Annotated in this window: 16 protein-coding genes and 1 riboswitch; of the genes, 13 read left to right on the top strand and 3 right to left on the bottom strand. The window is 74.2% G+C overall.

The annotated features are described in order from the left end of the window. Nucleotides 1-18: 18 nt before the first annotated feature. The 3 genes from DEU32_RS06035 to DEU32_RS06025 all read left to right on the top strand — a co-directional run bounded on the left by DEU32_RS06035 (nucleotide 19) and on the right by DEU32_RS06025 (nucleotide 1,607). Complete coding sequence (locus DEU32_RS06035; protein WP_114849749.1) at nucleotides 19-411, top strand: DUF5997 family protein; 393 nt, start codon at nucleotides 19-21, stop codon at nucleotides 409-411. 31 nt (nucleotides 412-442) lie between these two features. After that, entirely contained in the window at nucleotides 443-958 is a 516-nt protein-coding gene (locus DEU32_RS06030) for a hypothetical protein (protein WP_114849748.1), read from the top strand. 121 nt (nucleotides 959-1,079) lie between these two features. After that, nucleotides 1,080-1,607, top strand: coding sequence for an Lrp/AsnC family transcriptional regulator (locus DEU32_RS06025; protein WP_058741376.1), 528 nt, complete (start codon nucleotides 1,080-1,082; stop codon nucleotides 1,605-1,607). A 46-nt stretch (nucleotides 1,608-1,653) separates the two neighbouring features. Here the strand turns inward: DEU32_RS06025 and DEU32_RS06020 are convergent, their stop codons facing one another. Next, on the bottom strand, nucleotides 1,654-2,085 hold the full coding sequence (locus tag DEU32_RS06020; RefSeq protein WP_114849747.1) for a GNAT family N-acetyltransferase: 432 nt from the start codon (nucleotides 2,083-2,085) through the stop codon (nucleotides 1,654-1,656). 110 nt (nucleotides 2,086-2,195) lie between these two features. Between DEU32_RS06020 and DEU32_RS17100 the strand changes: the two genes are divergently transcribed. The 9 genes from DEU32_RS17100 (at nucleotide 2,196) to DEU32_RS05970 (ending at nucleotide 13,469) form a co-directional block, all read left to right on the top strand. Next, nucleotides 2,196-3,605, top strand: coding sequence for a hypothetical protein (locus DEU32_RS17100; protein ID WP_181819208.1), 1,410 nt, complete (start codon nucleotides 2,196-2,198; stop codon nucleotides 3,603-3,605). An 88-nt stretch (nucleotides 3,606-3,693) separates the two neighbouring features. Then, on the top strand, nucleotides 3,694-5,736 hold the full coding sequence (locus DEU32_RS17385; RefSeq protein ID WP_220152768.1) for a cell wall anchor protein: 2,043 nt from the start codon (nucleotides 3,694-3,696) through the stop codon (nucleotides 5,734-5,736). Nucleotides 5,737-5,908: 172 nt separating this feature from the next. Then, a complete protein-coding gene (locus DEU32_RS06000) occupies nucleotides 5,909-7,234 on the top strand; it encodes an esterase family protein (protein WP_229666651.1) in 1,326 nt (441 codons plus the stop codon). 86 nt (nucleotides 7,235-7,320) lie between these two features. Next, the gene (locus tag DEU32_RS05995) at nucleotides 7,321-9,759 is read left to right on the top strand and encodes a bifunctional lysylphosphatidylglycerol flippase/synthetase MprF (protein ID WP_114849745.1); all 2,439 of its coding nucleotides are present in this window, start codon (nucleotides 7,321-7,323) and stop codon (nucleotides 9,757-9,759) included. Nucleotides 9,760-10,073: 314 nt separating this feature from the next. Beyond that, nucleotides 10,074-10,205, top strand: a riboswitch (FMN riboswitch). Between the two features lie 81 nt (nucleotides 10,206-10,286). Beyond that, nucleotides 10,287-10,934 carry a riboflavin synthase gene (locus tag DEU32_RS05990; RefSeq protein WP_114849744.1) on the top strand — a complete coding sequence of 216 codons (648 nt, stop codon included), beginning with the start codon at nucleotides 10,287-10,289 and terminating at the stop codon, nucleotides 10,932-10,934. Further along, nucleotides 10,931-11,692: a 3,4-dihydroxy-2-butanone-4-phosphate synthase gene (gene ribB, locus DEU32_RS05985; protein WP_373286833.1), complete on the top strand. Its 762-nt coding sequence runs from the start codon at nucleotides 10,931-10,933 to the stop codon at nucleotides 11,690-11,692. The genes DEU32_RS05990 and ribB overlap by 4 nt, the downstream gene beginning before the upstream one ends. Continuing rightward, on the top strand, nucleotides 11,689-12,171 hold the full coding sequence (ribH, locus tag DEU32_RS05980) for a 6,7-dimethyl-8-ribityllumazine synthase (protein WP_114849743.1): 483 nt from the start codon (nucleotides 11,689-11,691) through the stop codon (nucleotides 12,169-12,171). The genes ribB and ribH overlap by 4 nt, the downstream gene beginning before the upstream one ends. 93 nt (nucleotides 12,172-12,264) lie before the next feature. Beyond that, complete coding sequence (locus DEU32_RS05975; protein WP_114849742.1) at nucleotides 12,265-12,942, top strand: TetR/AcrR family transcriptional regulator; 678 nt, start codon at nucleotides 12,265-12,267, stop codon at nucleotides 12,940-12,942. Continuing rightward, nucleotides 12,939-13,469 carry a hypothetical protein gene (locus tag DEU32_RS05970; RefSeq protein WP_114849741.1) on the top strand — a complete coding sequence of 177 codons (531 nt, stop codon included), beginning with the start codon at nucleotides 12,939-12,941 and terminating at the stop codon, nucleotides 13,467-13,469. The genes DEU32_RS05975 and DEU32_RS05970 overlap by 4 nt, the downstream gene beginning before the upstream one ends. A 196-nt stretch (nucleotides 13,470-13,665) precedes the next feature. Here DEU32_RS05970 and DEU32_RS17095 read toward each other — a convergent pair whose 3' ends face one another. Next, a complete protein-coding gene (locus DEU32_RS17095) occupies nucleotides 13,666-13,836 on the bottom strand; it encodes a hypothetical protein (protein WP_174777903.1) in 171 nt (56 codons plus the stop codon). 91 nt (nucleotides 13,837-13,927) lie between these two features. Next, the gene (locus tag DEU32_RS05965; protein WP_058742641.1) at nucleotides 13,928-14,482 is read right to left on the bottom strand and encodes a TetR/AcrR family transcriptional regulator; all 555 of its coding nucleotides are present in this window, start codon (nucleotides 14,480-14,482) and stop codon (nucleotides 13,928-13,930) included. A 135-nt stretch (nucleotides 14,483-14,617) separates the two neighbouring features. On the opposite strand from DEU32_RS05965, the gene DEU32_RS05960 reads away from it, so the two are divergent. Then, nucleotides 14,618-16,651, top strand: a complete 2,034-nt coding sequence (locus DEU32_RS05960) for an aldo/keto reductase (RefSeq protein ID WP_114849740.1) — start codon at nucleotides 14,618-14,620, stop codon at nucleotides 16,649-16,651. Nucleotides 16,652-16,660: the final 9 nt, after the last annotated feature.

The raw sequence follows: 16,660 nt of genomic DNA, 5'->3' as shown, positions 1-16,660 counted from the left end.
GGGCCGTACCCTAGACCCATGGCGCAGGAACAGACGATGAAGGCCGAGACGGCTGCGAAGAAGCTCGGCATCCTGCTGGCGGCCGCCCCGGAGTCCTTCCGCGAGGGTCCCGTCACGCGGACCGCCTTCGACGAGCTCCGCACGCAGCCGCCGGCGTGGCTCGAGGACCTCCGTCGCGACGGCCCGCACCCGCGCCCCGTCGTCGCCCAGAAGCTCGGCGTCTCGATCTCCGGCCTGAACCGTGCCGGCATCGACGAGCCGCTCACGACCGCCCAGGTCAAGGAGTTGCTGCAGGAGATGCCCGAGTGGCTCGTCCGTGAGCGCGCGACCCAGGCCGAGGTGCACGCCGAGAACGCCCGCGTGAAGCAGCAGCGCGCCGAGAAGGCCGCGGCCCGCGCCGCCCAGGACTGACCACCCGGCCCCACCCCGACCACCGCACGCCATGACCGCCGCGCACGAGACCGTTGCCGACGCGATGCTCGTCGTGCCGCAGTTCGCGTCGGTGTGCTGCATCGTCGGCGATCGCTACCGTCCCCGGCCCGGCGTGATCGTGCCCGCGACGGTCATGCTCGTCGCGATGGTGATGCCGGTGGCGCAGGTCGGTTCCGTCTGGACGCTCCTGGCCGCCACGGCGCTGCTCCTCCTCGCCCCGCTGCCGGTGATGCGTCGTCGCCGCCCCGACGGGCGACGGGCGGAGCCCATGGACGTGCACCGGGCGCTGTCGTCGGTCGTGATGGCCGGCATGCTCCTGATGGGGCACGCGACCGGCCTGGTCGACGACCATGCTGGACACGGCGTGGCCCTGTCCGCCGTGCTCGGTGCCGGGGTGATCGGCTACTGCGCGTTCAGCGGGTGGCTGCTCCGGTACGAGTGGGCCCGGGCGGACCGCCGCGCGGTCCGCAGCGGCGAGGTCTTCGCGATGACGGTCGCCGTCATCGGCATGACGCTCGCCATGTGACCCACCGGCCTGGAGGCACGACCCGCCTCCGCCCGTCGGCCCGCCCCGTTCCGTGGCCGGGTCCGGCGGTCGGACCGGTACTCCGCTGCGCGGGCGGACCGGCTCGCGGTAGCGTCGGGGCGTGTCCGACCGACCAGCACGCCGCCCCGATCCCGCGCCGCGCCTCGACGAGGTCGACGAGCGCATCCTCTGGACCCTGGCGGCCGACGCCCGGATCCCGAACAACCGGCTCGCGGCCGCCGTGGGGGTGGCACCGTCGACGTGCCTCGCCCGGGTGCGGGCGCTCGAGGACGCCGGGCTGATCCGCGGCTACCGGGCGGACGTCGACGTCGCGGGGCTCGGGTTCGCGATCGAGGCGATGGTCTCCGTCCGCGTGCACGCCGCCGCCCGGCACGAGCTGCGCGAGTTCGCGAAGCGCCTGCTCCGGGTGCCGGTCGTGCAGGACGTGTCGTTCCTCGCCGGCGACAAGGACTTCCTCGTGCACATCGCGTGCACGTCCACCGAGCAGCTGCGGGACTTCGTCGCCGACGAGCTGAGCGGGGACCCCTCGGTCGCGACGACGCAGACGAACATCGTGTTCGAGCGGCTCGTGGCCGACCGGGCGCAGCAGGGCCGGTCGTTCGACGAGCTGCGGCGCTGGCGGGCCTGAGCGGGGCGCCTCGTCCGGTCAGCGCTGCCGGGTCAGCCCTGTCGGGTCAGCGCTGCCGGGTCATCGGGACGTGCGGGATGGCGTCCTCGAGGAAGTCCTCGCCGGAGCGCACGAAGCCGAACCGGGCGTACCACTGCTCGAGGTGCGCCTGGGCGTTGATCGCGATCGAGCCGGAGCGTGACTCGGCGATGGCGGCCTCCATGAGCCGGGCTCCGAGGCCCTGTCCGCGGGCGTGCCGAGCGGTGGCGACGCGACCGATCCGCTCCGTGCCGTCGGCCTCGCGGAGCAGGCGCAGGGTGGCGTCGACCGAGCCCTGCCCGGCCCAGAACTGCAGCGTGCCCGGCTCGAGGTCGCGGCCGTCGATGTCCGGGTAGGCGCACTCCTGCTCGACGACGAAGACGTCCTGCCGCAGGCGCAGCAGCTCGTGCAGCGTGACGACGTCCAGGTTGCGCGTGGGGGCGTGGAAGATCGAGGTCACGACCGGCCTTTCTCGAAGAATCCTCCAGAAAGGGTTCCGATCCGGAGCGGGACGGCGTACCGTACCGGCCAACCACTCTACGTGCGCAGCCGAGATCAGGAGGTGAGCGCATGGACCAGCCGTTGCGCGACCCCTGGCGCGCGCTGCTCCGGATCGTCCTCGCGGGCGTCGGGGTCGCCGCTGCCCTCGTGCTGCTCTCGCTCGTGCTCGGTGCCCGGCCGGCCGCTGCCGCCGAGGGAGCGCCGCACCAGCGGGGCATCGTCGGTGGACTCGTGCAGGACCCCGGCGGAACCGTCCAGGGCGTCACCGGCGAGGTCGGCTCCGTGGTCGACCAGGCCGTCGCGCCCGTCCGGAAGGCCGTGCCGGCTCCGGCGCCCGCTCCGGCCGCACCTGCCCCGGCTCCGGCGCCCGCTCCGGCCGCACCTGCCCCGGCTCCGGTCCCTGCCGCACCCGTTCCCGCTGCTCCCGCTCCCGTTCCTGCCGCGCCTGCCCCCGCCGCGGCGGCACCCGCGCCGGCTGCTTCCTCGCCTGCGGCGCCGGCTCCTGCGGCACCCGCTGCTCCTGCACCCGCTCCTGCCGCACCTGCTGCTGCCGCACCTGCTGCTCCCGCTCCTGCCGCACCCGCTGCTGCCGGAGTCGGGACGACAACGGGGGCTCCGGACGTGTCCGAGACGAGCACCGCCTCCCGGCCGCTCTCCGGCACGCTCGTATCCGTCCTCGAGCCGGTCACCGGCACCGTGCAGTCGGTGACCGACGCCCGGCCGGTGACCGCGGTCGTCGAGGCCGTCGACACCGTCGTCGGCGCGCTCCCGCTGACGGGCACGCTCCTCAGCGACGACACCGTGGGGACGGTCGTCGCTCCGGTCACGGGTGTGGCCGACGACACCCTCGGCGTCGTCGGCGGAACGGTCGGCACGCTCCCCGAGACCGTCGGCGACGTCGTCGGACCGGTCGAGGCCGTCCTGCCGCTGCCGACCCTGCCCGCGCCGGTGCTGCCCGTGCCGTCCCTCCCGGTCCCGGCCCTGCCGACGCCCGGCGTCCCCGGAGTCGGCCAGACCGGACCGACGTCCCCGGCGCTCCCCGGCGGCAGCACCGTCGCGGTGCCGGCACCGGCGTCCGCAGGGGATCCGGCCGGTCCGGTCGTCCTCGCGGCGGCCGCGCCGTCCGCGAGCGCCGGACCCGCGAGCGACGACCAGCCGGTCGCGAGCACGACGTCGATCGTCACCGTCCGCGGGGTCGCCGCCGAGCACGCCACGACGGGCGCCGCGGGATCGGTCACGGTCGACGGCACCGCACTCCGCGTGCCCGCCGACGGCGACCGGGTCGTCCCGCTGCCGGGCGGTGGCGGATCGACGGGCTCCGGCTCCGGCGGTGGCTCCAGTTCCGCCGGGGCTGCACCGGTCGGCGTCGACGGCACCGTCGGCACCCAGGTCTCCCTCGCCGCGGGGTCACGCGGCACGCTCGACGACGACGTGGTCCCCGCGTCGGTCGTCGGCGACCACGACGTCGCTCCTGACTGAGGTCGGTGCGCCTGTCCAGCACGGCAGGCACGCACCTCCCGGCCGCACCTGCGGTCGGTGACGATCTCGATCAGGAAGTGACACGACCATGAACAAGCACGTCTCCAGGGGGCTGTGGTTCGCCCTCTGCCTCGGAGGCCTGACGCTCGGAGGGGCAGCGGCTGCGAACGCCGCGACGACCTCCGGCGCGGACGGCATCCTGTCCGGCACCCAGGTTGCGCCGTCCGTGAGCGCCCCGGTGTCCGTCGCCGGGAACGCCCTCGGGGTGCTCGGCGACGCCGTCTCCGCTCCCGCTCCGGCAGCGCCCGCTCCGGCCCCGGCGGCGCCCGCTCCCGCGGCTCCGGCCCCCGCTCCTGCGGCTTCGACCCCCGCTCCTGCGCCCGTCACGTCGGGCGCGGACGGCGTGGCCTCGGGGACCCAGGTGGCCCCGGTGGTCACCGCCCCGGTCGCCGTCTCCGGCACCGCGGTCGCGGTCGGCGGCGACGCCACCACGAGCACTCCGGCCCCGGCCGCCGCTCCCGCCCCGGCTGCTCCGGCTCCGGCTCCCGCTCCGGCCGCTCCGGCACCCGTGACGTCCGGCGAGGACGGCATCGGCTCCGGCACCCAGGTCGTCGGTGACGTCACCGCTCCGGTCACGGTCGGCGGCAACGCGGTCGGTGTCCTGGGGGACGTCACCGCGACGGCGCCGACCCCGGCACCCGCAGCACCCGCGGCGCCCGCTGCCGAGCCGACGACGTCGGGTCAGGACGGCGTCGCCTCGGGCACGCAGGTCGCCCCGGTCGTCTCGGTCCCGGTGACCGTGACCGGCAACGGGATCGGGCTCCTCGGGGACGGTACGTCGACCTCGACCGGTGGGACCGGCTCGGGCACGGGTTCCTCGACCCCGTCGGCCGGTGGCACGACCTCGGGTCAGGACGGCATCGGTTCGGGCACGCAGGTGTCGCCGGTGGTGAGCCTGCCGGTGACGATCGGTGGCAACGGGATCGGTGTCGTCGGTGACGGCACGTCGACCTCGACCGGTGGGACCGGCTCGGGCACGGGCTCCGCGACCCCGTCGGCCGGTGGCACGACCTCGGGTCAGGAAGGCATCGGTTCGGGCACGCAGGTGTCGCCGGTGCTGAGCCTGCCGGTGACGATCGGTGGCAACGGGATCGGTGTCGTCGGTGACGGTACGTCGACCTCGACCGGTGGCACCGGTTCGGGCACGGGTTCCACGGTCCCGACGGCCGGTGGCACGACCTCCGGCGCCGGCGGCCTGCTGTCCGGGACGCAGATCGTCCCCGTGATCAGCATCCCGGTCACCATCGGCGGGAACGGGATCGGTGTCGTCGGTGACGGCACGTCGACCTCGACCGGTGGGACCGGCTCGGGCACGGGTTCCTCGACCCCGTCGGCCGGTGGCACGACCTCGGGTCAGGACGGCATCGGTTCGGGCACGCAGGTGTCGCCGGTGCTGAGCCTGCCGGTGACGATCGGTGGCAACGGGATCGGTGTCGTCGGTGACGGCACGTCGACCTCGACCGGTGGCACCGGTTCGGGCACGGGTTCCACGGTCCCGACGGCCGGTGGCACGACCTCCGGCGCCGGCGGCCTGCTGTCCGGGACGCAGATCGTCCCCGTGATCAGCATCCCGGTCACCATCGGCGGGAACGGCATCGGCGTCGTCGGTGACGGCACGAGCACCACCCCCGGCACCGGGACCGACCCGGGCACCCCCGGCACCCCGGGCACCCCCGGTGAGCCCGGCACCCCCGGCACCCCCGGCACCCCGGGAACGCCCGGCACCCCGGGAACGCCCGGGACGCCCGGCACCCCCGGAACGCCCGGCACTCCGGGAACCCCTGGTGAGCCCGGCACGCCCGGCACCCCGGGCACGCCCGGCACCGGGACCGACGGCACGACGCCCGTCGTGACCACGGTGCCGGTCGCGACCACGACCGCCACGGTCGCCGCCGCGACCGAGGTGACCACCGCCTCCCGTCCGACCGTCGCGACCACGTCGACGACGCAGGCCGGACAGCCGCAGCTCGCGTACACCGGAGCCGCGTCGCAGACGGTGCCCGCGGCGGTCGCGCTGCTGCTGCTGATGGCGGGAGCCGGGGCGTTGGTCCTGCGCAAGCGGCTCGGCTGACACCACCACGGGTCGGAGGGGCACCGTCCGCGGTGCCCCTCCGACCCGTGCGCCGTCGAAGCGCAGGCTTGGACGACACCGAACGTTCCCTGGGAGCACTCGGTACCGAACCTGTGCGCAGTGGAAGCGCTTGCGCGGCCCCGCGGCAGCGGGGGAGCGCCACGATGAGAGCGTGCTCCACGAACTCCTGCGCATCCCGATCACCGGCCGGGCGGTCCTCGTCCCGGTCTACGTCATCACGGCCGTCCTGGCGGCCTGGGTCCTCGTCGGACCGGCGCGGGAACGGCACCGCGGACGGCGGCTCGCGTTCCGCGTCGGTGCCGGTGTGCTCGGTGCCGTGGTCGGCCTCGTCGCGGTGTGGTGGACGGGTGACGTGCAGGACCTGTTCGGCGTCGCCTTCACGCCGATCACCCGGATGTGGGTGGCGTTCGCGTTCGCCGGGGTCGCCCTGCTCCTGGTCGTCCTCGTCCAGGGCGGGTGGCGTCGCCGGGGACTGGCGGTGGCCGCCGCGGCCGCGGTCGTCCTGTCTGCGGGCCTGGGCGTGAACGTCGACTTCGGCTTCTACAAGAACGTGCAGCAGGCCATCGCGACGAGCCCCTACAAGACCGTCAAGCTGGCGGAGCGCAGCAGCTCGGCGACCCCCGCGACCGACCTCTCCGGGTGGCAGGCCCCGGCGGGCATGCCGAAGACCGGCGAGACCATCAGCGTGGCGATCCCCGGCACGGTGTCCCACTTCCGCGCCCGCAAGGCCGTGGTGTGGCTGCCGCCGGCGGCCCGGGTCGCGAACCCGCCGAAGCTCCCCGTCATCATCGCCTTCTCGGGGCAGCCCGGACAGCCCGCCGACCTGTTCCAGACCGGCAACATGGGGCAGTACCTCGACCACTACGCCGCGGCACACCAGGGCCTCGGGCCGATCGTCGTGTCGCCGGACCAGCTCGGGGCGCCGAACCGCAACCCGATGTGCCTGGACTCGCGTCGACTCGGCCGGAGCGAGACGTACATCATGACCGACACCGTGGACTGGATCCAGTCGCACCTGCCGGTCGAGAGCGGCCCGTCGCACTGGGCCGTCGCCGGCTTCTCCGAGGGGGCGACCTGCGCGATGCAGCTCTCCGCCGCGCACCCGGACGTGTTCGGTACCGCCCTGGCGATCTCGAGCGAGATCGGTCCGAAGAACGGCAGCGTGCAGCAGACCATCGCGCTCGGGTTCGGCGGGGACGCCGCCGCCTACCGCGCCGCGATGCCCGTCGCCCTGATGGCGGCACACGCGCCGTACCGCGACCACCTCACGGTCTTCGGCTACGGTCAGGACGACGCCCCGTACACGGCGTCGACCGAGACGCTCCGGACCGCCGCGGAGCGGGCCGGGATGCAGACGCAGACCTTCGTCTCGCCCGGGTCCGCCCACGACTGGAACACCGTGCGGTACGTGCTCGCGCACGGGCTGCCCCCGGTGCTGGCGCACCTCGGTCTCCCGGCAGCGGAAGGCACCCTGTGAACGACCAGACGGCGACGGCGCCGCCGGACTCCGGCACCGCGCCGGGCACTTCCCCCCAGGGCGCCCCCGGACCACGGGAGCCGCGCATGCCCGGCAAGGTCCAGGCGGCCACCGTCGCAGCCGCCCGGACCGTCGGCCGGTCGGTCCGCCGGTACCCCGTCACCACCGTCGTCGTGCTGCTCGTGCTCGTGACCTCGGTGGTCGGTGTGGTCCTCCGGGTCTCCCACGGCATCACGCCGTCACACTTCGGGCCGCTCCGGGTCTTCGCCGCGTCGACCGGCCTGCTCGCACTCGTCGCCACGATCGTCGGCGTCGTCGTGCTGCTCGGCGCGTCCGAGCGCCTGATGGGGCCGTGGCGCACGGTCACCGCCTTCGTCGTCACGACGGTCGTCGGCACCGGCCTCGGCGCGCTCACCGCGTTCCTCGACCCGGACGGCCGTCCGATCGGTTCGCTCCTGCTCGGCCGGGCGACGAGCTTCGACCCGTGGACCGCGATGGTAGGGACGATCGTCACCGCGAGCGCCTTCGCCGGGCCGCTCTGGCGTCGGCGCATCCGGGTCAACGCCTTCGCGGTCGTCGCGGCGCTCCTGCTCTACGCCGGGCACGTCTCGGACCTGTACGCCGCGTTCGCGGCCGTCGTCGGCTGGGGCCTCGGGACGATGCTCCGGAGCGGTCCGGCCCGGATCGGCTGGGTGCGCAGCTCGCACCGCGAGACCCGGGTGCTCCTCGGGACCGTCGTGCTCGTGTCCGCGATCGGCCCGGTCATCGCGCTCGTGTCGCGCGCCCGCGTCGGACTCCTCGCGCCGCTCGCCGCGGTCGTCGGGGCCGGCCCGGTCACCCCGGTCCGCGGCTGCCACGCCGACGGCGCCGTGAACACGTGCCTCCGCGGGCTCCTCGACTACCGGGCGACCGACCCGTGGACCCTCCTGCTCGCCGTCGCACCGCTGCTCGTCCTGGTCGTGGGCGGTCTCGGGCTGTTCCGGGGGAGCCGCTTCGCGGTCTGGCTCGTCGTCGCCGTCGACCTGGTCACCGCGATCGCGGCGGCGGTCACCTACAGTGCCGTCCCCGGTCGGGTGCAGCAGCTGCACGCGTCGGAGAACCTGGTCGTGGTGGACCTGTCGATCGCCGCGTCCATCGTCGTCCCGCTCGCGACCGCGCTCGTGCTCGTCGTCCTGCGCCGGTCGTTCACGGTGCTGCCGTCCCGCCGTCGCATCTCCACCTTCGCGGTCGTCGTGCTCGCGGCCGCCGCGGTCATCGTCGTGGTCGTGCTCGTCACCGCGGCGTCGTCGCCCCAGCGGGTCCCCGACCCCTTCCGCCTGGTGATCGCCGTGCTCGGCCCGCTGTCCCCGGTGACGTTCTGGGACCGGCTGCCCGCGATGGACCCCGCGCTCCGGTTCGTGCTCGGCGTCTCCGGCCCCCTGCTGTGGACCGTCATCGCGCTCGCCGCGATCCGGCCGACGGGCGCCGCGCCGCACGCGCTCGACAGCGACGAGGTCGGCATGGACCGCGCCCGCGCCCGCGCACTCCTGGAGGCGGCGGGCGGCGACACCTTCGGGTGGATGACGACGTGGCAGGGCAACGCCTACTGGTTCGCCGCGGACGGCCGCGCCGGGGTCGCGTTCCGGCGCAACGGCCGGGTCGCGGTGACGGTCGGTGGGCCGTTCGGGTGGCCGGACGCCCGCGACCGGGCGATGACCGAGTTCGCCCGGTACTGCGACGACAACGGGTGGACGGCGGTGTTCTACGGCATCGAGGCCAGCGCGGCCGAGCACCTCACGGGGCAGGGCTGGGCGACGCTCCCCGTCGCCGAGGACGCCGACTTCGACCCCCGCACGTGGACGACCACCGGCAAGAAGAAGCAAGACGTCCGCACCTCGGTGAACAAGGCGAAGCGCGAGGGCATCACCGCCCTGTGGTCGTCCTGGCAGGACCTGCCGGTGGCCACCACCCGGCAGATCGAGGCGATCTCCGAGGAGTGGGTCTCCGAGCGGGAGCTGCCGGAGATGGGCTTCACGCTCGGCGGGATCGACGAGATGCGCGACCCGGCCGTCCGGACCCTGGTCGCGCTCGACGCCGAGGGCACGGTCCTCGCGGTGACGAGCTGGCTGCCCACGTTCCGCGAGGGGCGCGTGGTCGGCTGGACCCTCGACGTGATGCGCCGCACCGCCGCGGCCCCGAACGGCGTGATGGAGTTCTTGGTCGCCAGCGCCGCGGACCGGATGCGCGAGGACGGCGTCGAGCGGCTCAGCCTGTCCGCGGCGCCGCTCGCGTCGTCGGGGGACGCACCGCCGTCGAGCGACGGCGTGCAGAACCTGCTCGACCTGGTCGGCGGGGTGCTCGAGCCGGTCTACGGGTTCCGGTCGCTCCTGCGGTTCAAGGCGAAGTTCGGTCCGGACCTGCACCCGCTCGTGCTCGCATACCCGGACCCGGTCGCGCTGCCGTCGATCGGCATCGCGGTCGTGCGGGCGTACCTGCCCGACCTGTCGCTCCGGCAGGCGGTCGCCCTGGTGCGCGGTCGCGGCTGACGGGCGGTCCGCGACGACGGACGGGAGGATCGTGGCGGGCCCCGCCACGATCCTCCCGTCCGTCCCGCCCCCACACGACGGGACGGTCCCGCCCTGCCGAGGCGCCGCCGAGCTGTCGAGGCGCCGCCGAGCTGTCGAGACGCCGTGTGCGCGAGACGCCGCCTCGTGCGCGAGACGCCGCCGGATCCGGGGGCGTCTCGGTGACTCCGAGCCGTCTCGCGCCCGCGTTCTCCGGCCCACCAAGTCCCGCCACGTCACACCACGCAACCGGCCGGACGTCGTGCCGGTGGGGTGGGGTATGGTTCGGGGTACGCAAGCGCTCCGGGGTCGGTGCAATTCCGAACCGGTGGTGACAGTCCACGAGCTGACGTCGGGTACGCCCGACCGAGGTTGACCCGGTGGGACTCCGGGACCGACGGTGAGAGTCCGGATGGGAGGAAGCGCTGGCGGGCAGGGCGATCCGTCGTCCCCTCCCGCCGATGCCGACGTCCGTCGAGCACACCCGGAGTCCCGTTGAGAGGACACCAGTGTTCACCGGCATCATCGAGGAACTCGGCACCGTCACCGCCGTCGAGCAGCACGGCGACTCCGTCGCGCTCACCGTCCGCGGACCGGTCGTGGTCGCGGACGCCCGGCACGGCGACTCCATCGCCACGAGCGGCGTCTGCCTGACCGTGGTCGAGCGGACCGACGACACCTTCACGGCCTTCGTCATGGCGCAGACCCTCGACATGAGTGCGCACGGCTCGCTCGCCGTGGGGGACCGCCTGAACCTGGAGCGCGCGGCCTCGGTCGGCGACCGGCTCGGCGGCCACATCGTGCAGGGGCACGTCGACGGCACCGCGACCGTCCTGTCGACGAACGACGGCGACGGGTGGCGGCGCGTGCGGTTCTCGCTCGCACCGGACCTCAGTCCGCTCGTCGTCGACAAGGGCTCGGTCGCGATCGACGGCGTCTCGCTCACCGTCAGCGCCGTCTCCGACGAGACCACCGACCCGGCGTCCGCCTGGTTCGAGGTCAGCTTGATCCCCGAGACGCTCACCGCGACGACCCTCGGGGAACGCGTCCCCGGCGACCGCGTGAACATCGAGACCGACGTCCTCGCCCGCCACGTCCGGCGCATGCTCCGGCTCGACGCGGCGGTCGCCGCGGAACCCGCCCTGGAGGCACGGTGAGTGCCCTCGACGCCGCGCACGTCGTGCCCCTGCCCGTGGCCGACTCCGGCGCGCCCGTGGCGGGCTCCGGCCCGACCGCGGCTGGTTCGGGCCCGTCCGCGACCCGGGGTCTCTCCTCGGTCGAGGACGCCGTCGCGGCCATCGCGGCGGGTCGGCCCGTGATCGTGGCGGACGACGAGCACCGCGAGAACGAGGGCGACGTCGTCCTCGCCGCGGAGCTCGCGACGCCGGAGTGGATCGCCTGGACCGTGGCGCACTCGTCCGGGTTCATCTGCGCGCCGGTCAGCGCGGACATCGCGGACGCGCTCGACCTGCCGCCGATGGTCGCGCACAACGAGGACGTCCGGGGCACCGCCTACACGGTCACCGTCGACGCCGCGGTCGGGGTCACGACCGGCATCAGCGCGCACGACCGCGCCAGGACGCTCCGGGTGCTCGCGGACCCGACGTCCGTGCGGGACGACCTGCACCGTCCGGGGCACGTCGTCCCGCTGCGCGCGCGACCAGGTGGGGTCCGGGAGCGCGCCGGGCACACCGAGGCCTCGATCGAGCTCGTCACCGCGGCAGGGCTCCGGCCCGCCGCGGCGATCTGCGAGATCGTCGGCGACGACGGCGAGATGATGCGGTTGCCGCAGCTCGTCGAACTCGGGGCACGCGAGGGCGTGCCCGTCATCACCATCGCCGCACTCGTCGACTGGCTCGACGCGGCCGACCGGGCAGCGACGGACGTCGCGTCCACCGAAGGGACCACACGATGAGCGGAGCAGGAGCCGCGGAGCGCGACCACGTCGACGGGACGGGCGTCCGGGTGGCGATCGTCGCCGGGCAGTGGCACGAGACGATCGCGGGCGGGTTGCTCGCCGGCGCCCAGCGCGAGGTGCAGCGGCTCGGCGCGACGGCGCAGGTCGTTCCCGTGCCGGGGAGCTTCGAACTGCCGGTCGTCGCGAAGGCGGCGCTCGAGTCCGGCTTCGACGCGGTCGTCGCCCTCGGGGTGATCATCCGCGGCGGGACCCCGCACTTCGAGTTCGTCTCGGACGCGGCGACGAGCGGTCTGACCCGGGTGGCGATCGACACCGGCAAGCCCGTCGGCTTCGGCGTGCTGACGCTCGAGGACGAACAGCAGGGCCTCGACCGCGCCGGCCTGCCCGGGTCGAAGGAGGACAAGGGAGCCGAGGCCGCGCACGCCGCGATCGCCACGGCTGTGTCCCTCCGGAGCCTGCGCCAGATGGCCGGCTGACCACCCGACCCACCCGACGAGCACTCCGCACACCTCGTGCGGGGTGCTCGTCGTCGTTGTGCCCGGGAGCGGTCCGGGGTGTAGCTTTTGAACATGTTCGAAAATGACGCCGCGCCGGTGACGAAGCGCGACCGCACGCGGGCCCGCATCCGCGAGGTGGCGATCCGGTCCCTCCGCGAGCACGGGTACGACGGCACGACCATGCGGGGGATCGCGGACGAGGCCGGGTTGTCGGTCGGCAACGCCTACTACCACTTCCCGACGAAGGACCACCTGGTCCAGGAGCTCTACGTCGAGGTGCAGCACGAGCACGTCGCCCGAGCCACCCCGGAGCTCGAGGGCGTCGAGGAGCTCGCCGACCGCGTGGGGGTCGTCGTGCGGACGGGCCTGGCGAACCTGCGGTCCTGGCACGGGATCGCGCCGCAGTTCCTGACGACCGCGATCGCGCCCGGGTCCCCGAACAACCCGATGTCGCCGGAGTCCGCGCCGGCGCGCGACGTCGTGCTCGGGCTCTTCCGTCAGGCCGTCGACGGGTCGCGCACGAAGCTCCCGGCGCCGCTCGGCGAGGACCTGCCGCGGGCGCTGTGGACCGCCTACCTGCTCGTCACGCTGTTCTGGGTGTACGACACCTCGCCCGACCAACGTCGGACGGACCGGCTCGTCGACACCGCCCTCGGGGTGCTCCGCTTCGCCCTGCCGATGCTCCGCGTCCGGCCCTTCCGCCGCACGGTCACCGAGATCGTCGGCATCGTCGCCGGGCGGGACGCGTGACCGCCGGACCGGGGCGCGGTTGGACCGTCGCCGATTCCGTCGAGCTCGAGGCCCGCGCGTACGGCTGGCTGGTCCTCGTGACGCTGCCGGCCGTCACCCTCGCTGCGATGCAGGTCCTCGTCCTCGGCCCCGGGAACGGAGGCCTCGACTGGTCGGTCCTGTGGTGGTCGGTCGCCGTCCCGCTCACCTCGGCGCTGCCGGCGCTCGGGGCAGCGATCGTCGTCCTCCCGGTCACGTACGGCGTCGGTCGGTGCCTGCGGCGGGTGGACTCGGACGCGGCGCACGTCGGATGGACGGCCGTGACGGCCGGGCTCAGCGCCGCGGTGATGATCGAGGTGATCACGGGGGCGACCTCGTACACGGCCCCGTTCCGTGCCGACGCGCTCCTGTTCGGGCTGGTCTACGCGGTGCCGTTCGGCATCGCGGCCGCGGTCGCGGGTGCCCTCGCCCGGATCGGTCAGCTGCGCCGCGCCGCCGCCGTGGTCCCGGTCCCGGCCGTGGAGTCGTTGCCGACGCCGTTGGGGTAGGGGCGACGCCGCGTCGAACCAGGGAACCGACGTCGAACCAGCTGTGGGGGGTGGTTCGACGTCGGCTCCGTGGTTCGACGCCGGCCGTCGGGCGCAGCGCGACCGGCGGACGCGGAGCGCGACAGCCGGGCACACGCAGGACGGCCCCGCACCGATCGGTGCGGGGCCGCCCTGACGAGCGCCGGTGGCGCGGAGGTCAGCGCTTGCCGAAGACGTGGATCGGCAGGTAGAACGAGAGCGACATGAGCAGCAGGCCGCCCATGAAGACGAACGCCTGGCCGGACTGCACCTGGAACGCGAACCCGAACAGGTACATCGACACCAGCAGCAGCAGGATCGAGAAGAAAGCGGCGATGACGCGGCCCACGGTGGTACCTCCGGTTCGAGCGGGTGGATCCCGACCAGTCTATCCCCAGGTCGGCCGGGGCCGGTGCACGCCCCGACCACGGGGCGCCGGTTCACGCAGCGGGGCGGGTGGCGATGAGGCGGTCGACGACGGCGAGCAGCGTCTCCATGTCGACGGTGCCGCGGTTCGGCCGGACCTCGGACCCGGTCACCGCGCCGAGGGAGGCCTGGTGGTACAGCCCGTCGCCGAGGAGCTTGACGGCCTGCGCGGTGGGCGCGTCGCCGAGCTCGTCGACGAGGGTCTCGAGCCACGCGTTCTCGGTGTCGTCGAGCGTCCGGCCGGCTTCCTCGTACCCGGCCTGCTGCAGCCGGCTGGCCGCCAGGAGGGCGAGGTCGAGCTCGCTGCCGACGAACAGGCAGTTCCGCACGAAGTAGCGCGCGGCGCCGTCCTCGGCCTCGCGCATCCGCTCGACGTCGATCGCCCCGAGGTCGGACAGCCGCTCGCACAGCCCCTCCACCAGGGCTGCCTTCGAGCCGAAGTGGTACAGCAGTCCACCCTTCGAGACGCCCGCCCGCGCGGCGACGGCGTCGAGGGTCGCCGGACGCTCGCCTTCCTCGCACACGATGGCGACGAAGCTGTCCAGGACACGGTCTCGGGCGCTTGCCATGCGCACGAGTCTAGGCAACCGCCCGCACGCCGACGAACGGCCGGTTCCGTGAACGTTCACGAACTCCTTGTCCGCGCGCTCGGCGGTGGGTAGCGTCGCAGCGACCGCACGGCCCACCGCACGAACAGGAACCGCATGTCAGCGCAGACCGCGACCCCCTCGACCACGCCGTCCACGGGCGCCGACCGGCCCGGATGGGCGGTGCTCGGCCCCGGCAGCATCGCCCGCCGCTTCCTGTCGCAGCTGCCGGCGAGCACCGGCACGCTCGTGGCCGCCGGGAGCTCGTCGCCGGAGCGCGCGCAGGCCTTCGCCGACGAGGCCGCCGAGCACGGGTTCGCCGACGTCGCCGCGGTCGACCACGCCGGGGTGCTCGCGGACGACCGGGTCGACGCCGTCTACGTCTCGACGGTGCACACCGGCCACGCCGACCTCGTGCTCCGCGCCCTCGCCGCCGGCAAGGCCGTGCTCTGCGAGAAGCCGCTCGCCCCGAACCACGGCACCGCGATGGCGCTCGTCGACGCCGCGCGTCAGGCAGGTCTGCCCCTCGTCGAGGCCTACATGTACCGCTTCCACCCGCAGACCGCGGCGCTCCTCGACCTCGTCCGACAGGGTGCGATCGGCGACGTCCTGCACGTGGACGCGTCCTTCGCGTTCCGCACGGGCGAGCGCAGCGGTCGACTGTACGACCCAGCGACGGCGGGCGGCGGCATCCTCGACGTCGGCGGGTACCCGGTCACGATGACCGCCGCGATCGTGCAGGCGGCGACGGGTGTCGCCGTCGCCGAGCCGGTCGACCTGACGGCCACCGGGACCCTCGGCCCCACCGGGGTCGACGAGTGGACGGTGGCGCATCTGACCTACCGCGGCGGCCTCACGGCGAGCGTCCGGACCGGCGTGCACCTGCAGGACGACAACGCGGTGACCGTCCACGGCAGCCGCGGCCGCATCGTCCTCGCCGACCCGTGGACGCTGTCGGCCGACCCGACGATCACGGTCAGCACCGTCGACGAGGAGCCGCGCACGATCTCCTTCGCCGGCGAGCACCCCTACGCCCGCGAGGCCGACGCGACGACCGACGCCCTGCGCGCCGGAGCCGTCGAGGCATCGCAGATGACCCTGGACGAGACGCTCGCGACCGCCCGCACGCTCGACCGCTGGCGCGCCGCGATCGGCCTGCGCTACCCGTTCGAGGCGGAGACGGCCGACATCCCCACGGTGAGCGGTGCCCCCTTGCGCGTCCGCGACGACGCCCCGATGCGGTACGGCGAGGTCCCCGGCGTCGGCAAGCGCATGTCCCGGCTGGTCATGGGTGTCGACAACCAGCCCGACCTCGCCCACGCGAGCGCGCTGTTCGACATGTTCGTCGAGCAGGGCGGCAACGTCTTCGACACCGGCTACGTCTACGGCGGCGGCGTCCTCGAGGGTCGACTCGGCAAGTGGATCGAGAACCGCGGCATCCGGGACGACGTGGTCGTCATCACCAAGGGCGCCCACACCCCCTACTGCGACCCGGAGTCGCTCACCCGGCAGCTGCTCGAGAGCCTCGAGCGGCAGGGCACGGACCACGCGGACATCTACATGATGCACCGCGACAACGAGGACGTACCCGTCGGGGAGTTCGTCGACGTGCTCGACGAGCACCGCCGCGCTGGTCGGATCCGGGTGTTCGGCGGCTCGAACTGGAGCACCGTCCGGTTCGACGAGGCGAACGAGTACGCCCGGGCGAACGGCAAGCACGGGTTCGAGGTCCTCAGCAACCACTTCGGTCTCGCCGAGGCGTACGACGTCCCGTGGGCCGGCTGCCGCCACGCGACCGACCCCGAGTCGAAGCGCTGGCTCGAGGAACGGCAGGTCCCGCTTCTGCCGTGGTCCTCCCAGGCCCGCGGGTTCTTCACCGGCCGTGCCGCCCCCGGCGACACGAGCGACCCGGAGCTCGTGCGCTGCTACTACTCGGACGAGAACTTCGAGCGCCTCCGCCGCGCCCGCGAGCTCGGCGAGCAGCACGGCGTGCCCGCGACCGCGATCGCCCTGGCGTACGTGCTGCACCAGCCGTTCCCGACCTTCCCGCTGTTCGGTCCGCGCACCATCGAGGAGGCCCGTTCGTCGATGACCGGACTGTCCGTCGAGCTGAGCCCCGAACAGGTCGCCTGGCTGGACCTGCGCGCCTGACCGCGGCGC

The organism is Curtobacterium sp. AG1037, assembly GCF_003349855.1.
In the GTDB taxonomy this organism is placed as follows: domain Bacteria; phylum Actinomycetota; class Actinomycetes; order Actinomycetales; family Microbacteriaceae; genus Curtobacterium; species Curtobacterium citreum.
Note: the sequence above shows the minus strand (reverse complement) of the source record. Positions and strands in the feature narration are given on the sequence as shown.

What these genes read in the sequence shown, in the direction of transcription:
- DEU32_RS06030 (WP_114849748.1), top strand. Translation starts at nt 443, where the DNA reads ATGACCGCCGCGCACGAGACCGTTGCCGACGCGATGCTCGTCGTGCCG.
- DEU32_RS17100 (WP_181819208.1), top strand. Translation starts at nt 2,196, where the DNA reads ATGGACCAGCCGTTGCGCGACCCCTGGCGCGCGCTGCTCCGGATCGTC.
- DEU32_RS05975 (WP_114849742.1), top strand. Translation starts at nt 12,265, where the DNA reads ATGTTCGAAAATGACGCCGCGCCGGTGACGAAGCGCGACCGCACGCGG.
- DEU32_RS05960 (WP_114849740.1), top strand. Translation starts at nt 14,618, where the DNA reads ATGTCAGCGCAGACCGCGACCCCCTCGACCACGCCGTCCACGGGCGCC.
- DEU32_RS05995 (WP_114849745.1), top strand. Translation starts at nt 7,321, where the DNA reads ATGCCCGGCAAGGTCCAGGCGGCCACCGTCGCAGCCGCCCGGACCGTC.
- DEU32_RS17385 (WP_220152768.1), top strand. Translation starts at nt 3,694, where the DNA reads ATGAACAAGCACGTCTCCAGGGGGCTGTGGTTCGCCCTCTGCCTCGGA.
- DEU32_RS06035 (WP_114849749.1), top strand. Translation starts at nt 19, where the DNA reads ATGGCGCAGGAACAGACGATGAAGGCCGAGACGGCTGCGAAGAAGCTC.
- ribH (WP_114849743.1), top strand. Translation starts at nt 11,689, where the DNA reads ATGAGCGGAGCAGGAGCCGCGGAGCGCGACCACGTCGACGGGACGGGC.
- DEU32_RS05965 (WP_058742641.1), bottom strand. Translation starts at nt 14,482, where the DNA reads ATGGCAAGCGCCCGAGACCGTGTCCTGGACAGCTTCGTCGCCATCGTG.